At 70.9% G+C, this 10,489-nt stretch carries 12 protein-coding genes; 7 read left to right on the top strand and 5 right to left on the bottom strand.

Annotation, left to right across the window (positions count from 1 at the left end; genetic code table 11):
* Window positions 1–85: 85 nt before the first annotated feature.
* A complete protein-coding gene (locus tag ACZ4N4_RS26340; RefSeq protein ID WP_467592705.1) occupies window positions 86–1,072 on the bottom strand; it encodes a YihY/virulence factor BrkB family protein in 987 nt (328 codons plus the stop codon).
* Window positions 1,073–1,331: 259 nt separating this feature from the next.
* Between ACZ4N4_RS26340 and ACZ4N4_RS26345 the strand changes: the two genes are divergently transcribed.
* The 7 genes from ACZ4N4_RS26345 to ACZ4N4_RS26375 all read left to right on the top strand — a co-directional run bounded on the left by ACZ4N4_RS26345 (window position 1,332) and on the right by ACZ4N4_RS26375 (window position 6,691).
* On the top strand, window positions 1,332–2,012 hold the full coding sequence (locus ACZ4N4_RS26345) for a HemK2/MTQ2 family protein methyltransferase (RefSeq protein ID WP_453567409.1): 681 nt from the start codon (window positions 1,332–1,334) through the stop codon (window positions 2,010–2,012).
* The gene (locus tag ACZ4N4_RS26350; protein WP_467592707.1) at window positions 1,993–2,205 is read left to right on the top strand and encodes a CDGSH iron-sulfur domain-containing protein; all 213 of its coding nucleotides are present in this window, start codon (window positions 1,993–1,995) and stop codon (window positions 2,203–2,205) included. Before ACZ4N4_RS26345 ends, ACZ4N4_RS26350 begins: the two co-directional genes overlap by 20 nt.
* A complete protein-coding gene (locus ACZ4N4_RS26355; RefSeq protein ID WP_467592709.1) occupies window positions 2,202–3,218 on the top strand; it encodes an iron-containing redox enzyme family protein in 1,017 nt (338 codons plus the stop codon). Before ACZ4N4_RS26350 ends, ACZ4N4_RS26355 begins: the two co-directional genes overlap by 4 nt.
* A gap of 181 nt (window positions 3,219–3,399) precedes the next feature.
* Window positions 3,400–3,960, top strand: a complete 561-nt coding sequence (locus tag ACZ4N4_RS26360; protein ID WP_467592711.1) for a hypothetical protein — start codon at window positions 3,400–3,402, stop codon at window positions 3,958–3,960.
* A gap of 275 nt (window positions 3,961–4,235) precedes the next feature.
* Complete coding sequence (locus tag ACZ4N4_RS26365; protein ID WP_453566649.1) at window positions 4,236–4,796, top strand: hemerythrin domain-containing protein; 561 nt, start codon at window positions 4,236–4,238, stop codon at window positions 4,794–4,796.
* Window positions 4,797–5,025: 229 nt separating this feature from the next.
* On the top strand, window positions 5,026–5,550 hold the full coding sequence (locus tag ACZ4N4_RS26370; protein ID WP_467592713.1) for a hypothetical protein: 525 nt from the start codon (window positions 5,026–5,028) through the stop codon (window positions 5,548–5,550).
* Between the two features lie 220 nt (window positions 5,551–5,770).
* Entirely contained in the window at window positions 5,771–6,691 is a 921-nt protein-coding gene (locus ACZ4N4_RS26375) for a Rieske (2Fe-2S) protein (protein ID WP_467592715.1), read from the top strand.
* Window positions 6,692–6,764: 73 nt separating this feature from the next.
* Here the strand turns inward: ACZ4N4_RS26375 and ACZ4N4_RS26380 are convergent, their stop codons facing one another.
* From ACZ4N4_RS26380 to ACZ4N4_RS26395, 4 genes are all read right to left on the bottom strand, one after another.
* Window positions 6,765–7,442 (bottom strand): HAD family hydrolase, encoded by a 678-nt coding sequence (locus ACZ4N4_RS26380; protein WP_467592717.1) that lies wholly within the window; start codon window positions 7,440–7,442, stop codon window positions 6,765–6,767.
* Window positions 7,443–7,461: 19 nt separating this feature from the next.
* Window positions 7,462–8,427 (bottom strand): LLM class F420-dependent oxidoreductase, encoded by a 966-nt coding sequence (locus tag ACZ4N4_RS26385; protein WP_467592719.1) that lies wholly within the window; start codon window positions 8,425–8,427, stop codon window positions 7,462–7,464.
* 50 nt (window positions 8,428–8,477) lie between these two features.
* Entirely contained in the window at window positions 8,478–8,822 is a 345-nt protein-coding gene (locus tag ACZ4N4_RS26390; protein ID WP_453566657.1) for a hypothetical protein, read from the bottom strand.
* A 159-nt stretch (window positions 8,823–8,981) separates the two neighbouring features.
* Window positions 8,982–10,157 (bottom strand): AI-2E family transporter, encoded by a 1,176-nt coding sequence (locus ACZ4N4_RS26395; protein WP_467592721.1) that lies wholly within the window; start codon window positions 10,155–10,157, stop codon window positions 8,982–8,984.
* Between the last annotated feature and the right edge of the window lie 332 nt (window positions 10,158–10,489).

A 10,489-nucleotide genomic window follows, 5' to 3' on the forward strand; every position in this document is an offset into this window, starting at 1 on the left:
CCCTCGTCCGGCCCTCGTCGAGCGGATGACGTATCGCCCGGCCGTGGGCCGGGCGATACGTCTCAGCCCTGTTCCGCCAACCGTGTCAGTCCATGCGGCGGCGGTCCTCCGCGCTCCAGGCACGGGTGTCGCGGGGCGGCAGGTACGGCTCTTCGCCCTTCGGCAGTCCGCCGACGATGGCACGCTGGCGGGCCAGTTCCGCGTCGAATTCCAGGCCCAGCAGGATCGCGATGTTGCTGATCCACAGCCACATCAGGAAGACGATCACCCCGGCGAGCGTGCCGTACGTCTTGTTGTACGACGCGAAGTGCGCCACGTAGAACGCGAAGGCCGCCGAGGCGATCATCCAGACCAGCATGGCCAGCACACTGCCCGGAGTGACCCAATGAAATCCGCGGCCCTTCACGTTCGGCGCCGCCCAGTACAGGATCGCGATCATGGTCATGACCAGGATGACCAGCGCCGGCCACTTCGCGATCGACCACACATTCAGCGTGGCGTCCCCGATTCCGAGCACCGAACCGGCCGCGCGGGCCAGACCGCCGGTGAACACCACGATCAGCGCGCTCACCACCGCCAGGGCCAGCAGTACCACCGTGACACCGACCCGGATCGGCAGCACCTTCCACACGGGCCGGCCCTCGGGCATGTCGTACACCACGTTGGCACTGCGGATGAACGCCGCGATGTAGCCGGAGGCCGACCACACCGCCAGCACGATGCCGACCACGGCGACGATCGAGCCGATGCCGCTGGACGCCTGAAGCTGCCGTACCGCGTCGCTGATGACGTCCCGGGCCGAACTCGGTGCCAGTTTCTCGGCGTTGTCCAGGACCTGCTGTGTCGCCGACCTGCCGGCGACGCCGAGCAGCGAGACCAGGACCAGCAGCGCCGGGAAGAGCGAGAGGACGCCGTAGTACGTCAACGCCGCGGCACGGTCGGCGAGTTCGTCGCTCTGGAATTCCCTGACCGTGCCCTTGAGCACCGCCCGCCAGGACCCTTTCGGCAGTTTTCCGGGCCTGTCCGGCATACGACGCTCGACCTGCTGTCCCGCTCCCGGTGTCCGTGGCATGCGAGGGGAGTATCCCGGCCCGGCCCGGCCATGTGTCGGGATCGGCACACTTTCGGTGTGAGGCCGCGGCGCCTGGTCGATCGTAGAAGTGTCCGTTGTGCCGTGTGAGGTCCGTTTCGCCGGGCACTCGGTGCCGTGACGCATTGGTCCGGTGTGCCCTACGAGGCTCGCTCGTGAGGCGCCCCCTCGCATGAGCCGCCCCACGGGTGCGTCCGGTGACAGGCACGGGGCGCGGCTGCGAGGTGTAGGCGTGATCGACATGACGACCCGGAACGACAGCGGAGTCGGCCCGGTGCTGGCCCCATGGAGGGTGTACGCCCCCCAGCACGACACCCTGCTGCTGGCCCAGGCCCTGGGCCGGGAGCAGATCGGCGCCGGAGCCGCCGTCCTTGACGTGGGGACCGGCGCCGGGGCTCTCGCCCTGGCCGCGGCCCGGCGTGGCGCCCGCGTCACCGCCGTCGACAGGGCCTACCGGGCGGTCCTCGCCACCCGGCTCAACGCCCGGCTGGCCCGCCTGCCCGTCGAAGTCCTCCACGGTGACCTGTTCGGCCCGGTGGTCGGCCGGCGGTTCGACCTCGTCGTGAGCAATCCGCCCTACGTCCCGACGCCCGGGCCGGTCCCCCGCCGCCACCGCGCCGCGGTGGCGTGGGACGGGGGTGCCGACGGACGCCTCCTGCTGGACCGGATATGCCGCCGCGCGCATACCTCGCTGCGTCCCGGCGGTGTACTGCTGCTCGTGCACTCCGCCCTGTGCGGCATCGCACCGACCCTGGCCTGCCTTGAGCAGACCGGACTCGAAGCCCGGGTGACCGACCGGCGTCTCGTGCCCTTCGGCCCGGTGCTCCGCTCGCGCGGGCCGTGGCTGCGGGAGCAGGGGCTCGTCGACGCCGGCGAGGAGAAGGAAGAGCTGGTGATCATCCGTGCCGAACGGACGCACTGAACGACCGCGCCGGGTCACGCTGACGAGCGACGGGCCGATCCTCGTCGAAGGACCGGTCGAGGTAGTGCTGGAGGACGGGAGCATCGTGTGCTCGGACCGTTTCATCGTCGCGCTCTGCGTCTGCCGGCGCAGCCGGACCTATCCCTGGTGCGACACCAGCCACCGTGCCCGGGAGAGGAGGCGGACCACATGACCAGCACCGCACCGGCCGTCCACGACCGCGCCACCGGCCCCGCGCTGCCGCAGAGCAGGGGGGAACTCTCCGGCGCGGTAGGGCAGTTGCTGACCCGTCCGGCCGGGACGCCGCTGCCGCGACGGGTGACGGCGGCAGACGCGGACCCGTACGGGGACGATCTGCAACTCGCGCTCTACCTCTGCTACGAACTGCACTACCGAGGCTTCGCCGGCGTCGACCCCGAGTGGGAGTGGGAGCCTGGCCTGCTGCGGCTGCGGGCGGAGCTGGAGCACCATTTCCTGTCCGCGCTCCGCGCCGACGTCGGGCCGCCCAGAAAAGCGGAAGAGGCTCTGGCGGAACTTCTCGTGGAGCCCGTCGACGGCGACGGGTCCTCCCACTTTTTGAAGGAGCGAGGGGAGCTGTGGCAGTTCCGTGAGTACGCGGCCCAACGCTCCCTCTATCACCTGAAGGAAGCCGACCCGCACGCCTGGGTGATCCCGCGCCTTACGGGCCGCGCGAAGGCCGCGATGGTCGCGGTGGAGTACGACGAGTTCGGTGCCGGACGGGCCGAGCGCGTCCACGCCCGGCTGTTCGCCGACCTGATGGCCGACCTCGGTCTGGACACCGCGTACGGACGCTATGTCGACTCGGCCGGCGCGGAGATGCTGGCGAACGTCAACCTCATGTCCCTGTTCGGACTCCACCGCGCACTGCGCGGGGCGCTGGTGGGTCACTTCGCGGCCGTGGAGACCACCTCGTCGCCCGGTTCGCGCCGCCTCGTCCAGGGCCTTGCGCGAGTCGGCGCGGGCCCCGCCGCCGTACACTTCTACGCCGAGCACGTGGAGGCCGACGCGGTCCACGAGCAGATCGTCCGGCGGGACGTCGTCGGCGGTCTCCTGGAAACCGAGCCCTTCCTCGACGAGGACATCGCCTTCGGCGTCGACGCCACCGAATGGTCCGAGAACCGGCTCGGCCACCACCTCCTCACCGCCTGGCGAGACGGCCGCACCTCACTGCGCACCCCGCTGTGACAGCGCGCACGCGGTGCGAGCCGGATGCCGGGATCACCCGGGAGCCCGAGGGCCCCGAACCATGGGCCACGCACAGATCATGCGCATACGCCGCCCCGACGCGGCACCAAAAAAAGGGGTGAATATCAGACAAACGGGAACTCGAGAGGTACCTTACCTCCCCCCCAAGGAGCCTGTGCCCATGTCCACCGGAATACTTTTGACGATCATCATTGCGGTCGTGGTGGTGCTAGCCCTCGCCGCTGTAGCGGTGGCGCTCATGGCACAACGCCGTCGGCACCTCCGTGAGCGCTTCGGCCCGGAGTACGAACGGACCATGGAAGGATCCGACGGTCGGCTCGCCGCCGAGCGTGAGCTCAGGGAACGCGAGAAGCGGCACGATGCACTGGACATTAAACCGCTGCCCCCGGTCTCGCGTGACCGCTACACGCGGGAATGGAGCAGCGTCCAGGAGGAGTTCGTGGACCGGCCGCAGGACGCGGTGCACGACGCGGACCAGCTGGTGACCTCCCTGATGCACGACCGCGGCTACCCGACCGAGGGGTTCGACCAGCAGATGAAGGACCTCTCGGTGGAGCACGGGCGCACCCTCGAGCACTACCGCGCCGCACACGAGGTGGAGTCCCTCAGCACCCGCAGCGAGGCGACGACCGAGCAACTGCGGAGTGCCATGGTGCACTACCGCACGCTGTTCGACGAGCTGCTCACCGACGGCGGCCAGGCACGGCCCGCCCGTTCCTGACACCGAGATCGGGGGCGAGGAAGCGCCTGCGAGGGGTTCGGCGGTCGGACGAGGTACGTGCCGCGAGGGCGCTCACCGAGCTTCCCGGAGTCGCGGCCGCGGCGGTCCGCGACGTCCGGCCGACCGGGTGGACCTCGCGGCGGCGGTCCGCGACGTCCGGCCGACCGGGTGGACCTCGCGCTGGGCGGGCGCCGGGTCCACCCGGAGGGGGAACCACTGTCTGCTGGGCGGGGACGGACCCGGCCCGGACTCGACCAACGAGAGGCGGACAGGCGATGGGGCACGGCGGAGATGCGCTGGAGGAATTGATGACCGACCACCGGGAGGTCGAGGAGATGTTCGCCCGGATCCAGGAGATGGCGGGCGGCGGACAGGAGCTCCGTGATCTCGCGGACGAGGTCACGATCGAACTGGTACGGCACTCGGTCGCCGAGGAGCAGTACCTGTACCCGGCGGTGCGCGAGCACATCGAGGGCGGCGACCGGATCGCGGACACGGAGATCGCGGATCACGGCCGGATCGAGAAACTCCTCAAACAGCTGGAGAAAACGGACACCGACGACCCCAAGATGAGCCCGCTGCTGCAGCAGCTCATGGACGAGGTCGCCGCCCACGTCCAGGACGAGGAGAACAACCTCTTCCCGATGCTGCGGCAGGCTTGTTCCCCCAAGACGCTGAACGACCTCGGGGACAAGATCCGCCGGGCCAAGTCCATGGCCCCGACCCGCCCGCACCCCTCCGCCCCCGACACCCCACCCGCGAACAAGCTCCTCGCTCCGGGCGTCGGCCTGGTGGACCGGGCCCGCGACTTCGTCACCGGCCGTGGCAAGTCCTGACACCCGCAGGCCCTACGGCGGGTGATACGAGCCCGTTCCGGGGCCGGACCGCGCACCTTCGGTCCGGTCCCGGCGCCCGGACGGGCACCCTGTGACGCGGCTCATTTCCTCTTCCGGGACGGCTGCCTACGCTGGTACGCCACGAGCGGGGCAGCGCGGCTCCGCGAAACAGCTCGCGGAACCGATCGACCGGACACCGGCGAGCCCGTTCCCAAGGGACCCGACCGCCGTGACCGACGATCCGACCACCGACGACCTGGCACCTGTCATAGCCGCCTCCACCCGTTGGCTGCTGGCCGCCTACCCCGCGCCCGCCGGCGCGCTCAGCCAGGCGCTGGCAGAGGCCCAGGCCCGACAGGCCGCCACGCTCGCCGCCACCCTGCTTTACCCCACCAGCCTCGACGTGCAGCTGCTCCACCTGCTCGCACCCAGCGGATCCCACCGGCTGGACTGGCTCACCGGATGCGACCCGCAGCCCGACGACACCGCCTGGCGGACCTGGGTCGACGAAACCGTCGTCAGCTGGGCGGCCTGCCTCCTGGCCGACCCCACACTGGCCGCCCGTGCCCAGCAGGCCCTCCCCATGAGCGAGTGCCACACCGTCGGCGGCCTGCGACGGCTGACCGACCCCGGCCGGTGGGACACCGAAGCCGCCGCTCTGCTCCGCCATCCCGACCTGCTCGAGACCATCACCGCCCTGCACCGGCCCCAGCTCATGGAACTGCTCAGCGTCGACAGCGCCGGACTGTCCTGATCCCTCCCCACGGGTCGCTCCGAGCGCCGGACTCGCCGTCCTCAGTGCCCGACGGTCTGCTGCTCGGCCGGTGCAGCGACGAGTCGCCGACCGGCCACGGAGAGGCGGCGACGAGTATCTCCAGCCGCTCGATCATCGCGTCGAAGGCCAGGTCACGAGGCGTTTTCGGCTCGACGGAGGCTGCCTGATTACGGCAGTGTGAAGCGGCTACTCGGAGCACATGAGACTCAGCGCCCTCCCCCACCGCCTTCCCCCCGCGGCCGGACGGCTCCTGCCCGACGCAGGGGGCCCCGGCCATGTCCTCAAAGCGGTCGACCGCTTGGAACGCTTCTCCGGCGCCGACGAGTTGCTCGCGGTCGTGCAGCGGACGGTGCAGGCGCTGCCGCTCGGCCGGGCCAGAGACGCGCTGCACGGGCGTTGGCTGGGTCACCCGGTACACCCGCTGCTGGTCCAGGTACCCCTCGGCAGCTGGCTCTCGGCCGCGGTGCTCGACTCGGTGCCCGGCCATCGACGCGCGGCCCGCATCCTGATCGCCACCGGCCTGCTCGCCGCGGCCCCGGCCGCGGTGTCGGGCTGGGTGGACTGGGCGGAGCTGAACCGTCGGCAGATGCGTGTCGGCATCGTCCATGCCGCGGCGAACCTCACCGGTGTCGCCCTGTACGTCACCTCCCTGACCGCTCGTCTGCGCGGACACGAGATCTCCGGCAGGATGTACGGCTGGGCGGGGCTCGGCGTCGTCGCTGTCGGAGGTGCGCTCGGCGGCCACCTCGCCTACCGTCTGGCAGCCGGCGCCAACCACGCCGAAGCCGTCGCACAGCTGGTGGAGCCAGGCTGGCACTACGTCGCCGACCTGTCCGACCTTCCGCTGGGCCGGCCGACGCGCCGTGACCTCGACGGCGTGGCCGTGGTCGCCGTCCGCCGGTCGGACGACACGGTGTACGTGCTGGCAGAACACTGCAGCCACCTGGCGGGCCCCCTGTCGGAAGGCACTCTGGAGGACGGCTGCCTGCGCTGCCCCTGGCACGGCAGTACCTTCCGGCTGAGCGACGGCTGGAACGTCACCGGCCCGGCCACCGCACCCCAGCCCGCCTTCGACACCCGCATCACCGAGGGCCGGGTGGAAGCCCGGCTGCGCACCTGAAACCGCCCCGCCGGGCCGCAGGAGCAGAAGCAAAGGCACGTCCTGGCACGGGCCGGTGAGGCTGTCGAGGCCGTCACTCCTGGTCGGCGAAGACGCCGGTCTCGAGGTGTCCGAGGATGTCGGCGGGGTCCCGGTACACCGCGCGGGCGCCGGCCGCCTCCAGGTCCGCGCGCGGGATCCCGCCGGACAGCACCGCCACCGGGAATACTCCGTCCCGTGCGGCGGCCTCCATGTCCCAGACGGTGTCGCCGACGAACACGGCTCGTTCGGCCGGTACGCCGGCGAGTTCCCTGGCCTGCTGGACGGGGTCGGGGGCGGGTTTGCCGTCGGCGACGTCGTCCGCGCTGGTCGCCCCGAGGATGACGTCGTCCGCGTCGACGGCCCGTCGTAGCGCGGCCAGTTCCGCGCCGCTCGCCGAGGTCGCCAGGACGATCTCCCAGCCCCGCCCGGCCAGCGCGCGCAGCAGGTCGCCCGCCGCCTCCAGCGCCGGGAGCCGCTCGAAGTAGGTGGCGTAGAGGGCGTGGTGGGCCGCGGTGAGCTGCTCGTCCTCGTCGGGGTCGCGGCCTTCGCCGTCGCCGAGCAGGCGGTCCAGCAGGTCGCCGCCGCTGAGGCCCACGGCCCGGTGGATGTCCCGCATGGGGACATGGTGTCCCGCCTGCCGGAACGCCTCCCACCAGGTGACGACGTGCAGGTGATTGGTGTCGACGAGGGTTCCGTCGACATCGAAGATCGCGGCGCGTTTCAGGGTCATCCCGGGTGCCCTCGCTCTCTCACAGTTCACGCAGGGCGGGCAGCAGCTTCTGTTCGGCCCATTCCAGGTACGGCTCCTGATGGTCGCCGCCGATCTGGACCAGGGCGACCTCGGTGAACCCCGCGTCGACGTAGGGGCGTACCGCCTCGACGACCGCCTGCACGTCGTCGCCGCAGGGAATGGACTCGGCCACGTCCTCGGGCCGGACGAACTGGGTGGCGGACTCGAAGGCGGCGGGTCCGGGGAGTTCGGAGTTGACCGGCCAGCCGCCGCCGAACCAGCGGAACTGGTCGTGGGCGCGGGCGATCGCCCTGTCGCGGTCGGTGTCGTAACAGACCGGCAGCTGGCCGACCCTGGGCCTGCCCGTGCCGCCGTGCCGGTCGAACGCGTCGATCAGTTCCGGCCTGGGCTCGGTGGCGATCAGCAAGTCGGCGAGATGGCCGGCGAGTTCGCACGAACGGTCGCCGGAGACGGCCACGCCGATCGGCGGGGGCGCGTCGGGCAGGTCCCACAACCTGGCGTTCTCCACGTCGAAGTGGGCGCCGTGGTGGTTGACGTTCTCGCCCGCGAAGAGTGCGCGGATGATCTCGACGGCCTCTTCCAGCCTCTCCAGCCGGACGTGCGCGGCGGGCCAACCACCGCCCACCACATGCTCGTTGAGGTTCTCTCCGGAGCCGAGTCCGAGGCGGAAGCGTCCCTGGGAGAGGAGTTGGACGGTGGCGGCCTTCTGGGCGACGACCGCCGGGTGGTAGCGGGCGGTCGGGCACGTCACATACGTCATCAGAGGGATGCGTTCGGTGGCCTGCGCGGCCGCACCGAGCACGCTCCACGCGTAGGAGGCGTGGCCCTGGGACTCCAGCCAGGGAAAGTAGTGATCGGATATGACCGAGAAGTCGAAACCGGCCCGCTCGGCACCCACCACGTGGCCGACCAGCTCCCGCGGGCCCGCCTGCTCGGTCATCATCGTGTACCCGATCTGCACCATGGTCGCTCATCTCCTCGTGGTTGGTCTCCACACGTACGGTCTCCGGCCCGTCACCCCTTCGTCGCGAGCCGCAGGTCGACCTCCTTCTCCTGGTCACCCGACGCCGTGCCCGACCGGTGCACGGCGAACGCGGAACTCAGGGCTTCGAACAATTGATCGACGGCGAGGTAGTCGCCCTGCAGGGTGGCGGAGACCGAGCCCTCCAGGGGGACCGGAGCGGGCTGGTCCCACTCCTGCGTGGGCTCGAACTCCGCGCTCCACACGGTCGAGCGATCACCCGGCTGCTCCTCGGGCACGTCGTCGGCGGGACGGTCGGTGGGAAACGCGGTCCGCAGAACGCCGAAGACAGTGGCGGCGTCCTTCTCGGACGCTCCGGTGAGGGACACGGTGGCCATCGGGGCACTCTCCTTGGGTGGTACAGGACTCGTCACCGGACGCGCCGGTCACTGGCGCCGGTACGCGTACCCGTCTCGTGTCCTTTCAGGCGGGCGAACCTCCGGGTCGGGTATTTCCGTCCCGGCGTGGCTCCGGATGGGTCGTCCGTCCGCGTGGCGTCATGTCCGCTCCTTCTTGGGGAAGACGTACTCGTCGAGGACCAGGCCGACGGCGACGGCGGCCGGGATGGCGACCAGGGCGCCGATGATGCCCAGGAGCGCCCCGCCGACCAGCACCGCGAGAACGGTGACCAGCGGGTGGACGTCGACGGCGAACTTCATGGCCCGCGGCACGATGAGGTAGTCCTCGGCGACCCGGAAGACGACGTAGAAGACGGCCGTCGCGATCGCGACGGGGAGGGACACGGACAGGGCGACGAGACTGACGACGATGCCGGCCAGGGTGGAGCCGACGATCGGGATCATGTCCATCAGCGCTGTGAAGATGCCCAGCGCGGCGGCATACGGGACACCGGTGGCCGCGCACCAGCCGAAGGTCGCCACTCCGGCGATCCCGGAGGTGGCGAGGTTGCCGAGCATGAACTTGCCAATCCGGTTCATGATCTCTTCGGCCACGCCCTCGACGCGCTCGCGGTGGCTGACCGCCACGAAGCGGAAGCAGAACTGTTTGATGGCCGGCAGCGCCGCCATGCAGTACAGGGTCACCGTGATCACGATCACCGTGGAGGTGAGGGTGCTCAGGACCATCTGACCGGCGCCCAGAACCCCTCCGGCCAGACCGCTTCCTCCGCTTCCCGACCCGATCTGCTGCTTGGCCTTCTCCACCAGGTGGTAGCGGTCCTCCAGGCGTCCGATCGCCGACTGGTGGTCGTGGACCTGCTGTAACCAGCCCGGTACGGCGTCGACCAGCGCGGAGACCTCCTTGGTCACCGGCGGGATGACCAGAGCCAGGAACCCGCCGAGCACCACGACGAACCCCGTCAGCACGATGGCGACGGCCCAGCCGCGCCGCAGACCCCGGCGGGTGAACCAGACGACGAGCGGTTCCAGGCTGATCGCGATGAACACGGCCAGCAACAGCAAGGTCAGCATCGAGCTGACCCGCATCACCGTCTGGACGGCCAGCCACGCCAGGCTCGCCCCCAGCCCCAGAGCGAACCCCACGGTCACCCACGACCGGCGACGACGCTCACCCGCGTCCCGGTGAGACTCCTGGAGCTCGGACCGGGCCGCCGGCACGCCCTCCGCGGAGCCCGCGCCAGGGTCCTGCGCGCGCGTCCCCTCGACAGCGCCGTGCTCCTCGCGAACGGCCCCGGGCTCGGACTGCGCAGACATCGCGACACCTCTCCTCGACTGCCTCGGACGGGCAATGGGTACCACGGCGGGACACCTCTGGCCGCCGTTCGCGGTGCCGGGCGCGGGCGGCCGTGCTCGCCCTGTGCCGTCGACCACGAGCAGGTCGTTCAGGACGGGCCGGCGACACCGGCCCCGGGTACCCAGATGCTCCGCTGGTAAGAGCCCGTGGGCGCCGGCCGTTTCTGATGGCTCTGGGATCGTGTCTCGGAGCCGGCCTGACCGCCGCGGGGACGGCCGGGGTGCCGTGCCGTCGAGGATGTGGTCGCGTATGAAGCCGCTTTGGATGTCGGCCGGCGGGAGTTGGTACTGCC

Source organism: Streptomyces sp. NPDC026538, from assembly GCF_055567535.1.

Excerpts from the sequence above, each read along its gene's own strand:
- ACZ4N4_RS26385 (WP_467592719.1), bottom strand. The coding sequence starts at position 8,427 with ATGGTGCAGATCGGGTACACGATGATGACCGAGCAGGCGGGCCCGCGG.
- ACZ4N4_RS26380 (WP_467592717.1), bottom strand. The coding sequence starts at position 7,442 with ATGACCCTGAAACGCGCCGCGATCTTCGATGTCGACGGAACCCTCGTC.
- ACZ4N4_RS26355 (WP_467592709.1), top strand. The coding sequence starts at position 2,202 with ATGACCAGCACCGCACCGGCCGTCCACGACCGCGCCACCGGCCCCGCG.
- ACZ4N4_RS26365 (WP_453566649.1), top strand. The coding sequence starts at position 4,236 with ATGGGGCACGGCGGAGATGCGCTGGAGGAATTGATGACCGACCACCGG.
- ACZ4N4_RS26395 (WP_467592721.1), bottom strand. The coding sequence starts at position 10,157 with ATGTCTGCGCAGTCCGAGCCCGGGGCCGTTCGCGAGGAGCACGGCGCT.
- ACZ4N4_RS26360 (WP_467592711.1), top strand. The coding sequence starts at position 3,400 with ATGTCCACCGGAATACTTTTGACGATCATCATTGCGGTCGTGGTGGTG.
- ACZ4N4_RS26375 (WP_467592715.1), top strand. The coding sequence starts at position 5,771 with ATGAGACTCAGCGCCCTCCCCCACCGCCTTCCCCCCGCGGCCGGACGG.
- ACZ4N4_RS26390 (WP_453566657.1), bottom strand. The coding sequence starts at position 8,822 with ATGGCCACCGTGTCCCTCACCGGAGCGTCCGAGAAGGACGCCGCCACT.
- ACZ4N4_RS26345 (WP_453567409.1), top strand. The coding sequence starts at position 1,332 with ATGACGACCCGGAACGACAGCGGAGTCGGCCCGGTGCTGGCCCCATGG.
- ACZ4N4_RS26340 (WP_467592705.1), bottom strand. The coding sequence starts at position 1,072 with ATGCCACGGACACCGGGAGCGGGACAGCAGGTCGAGCGTCGTATGCCG.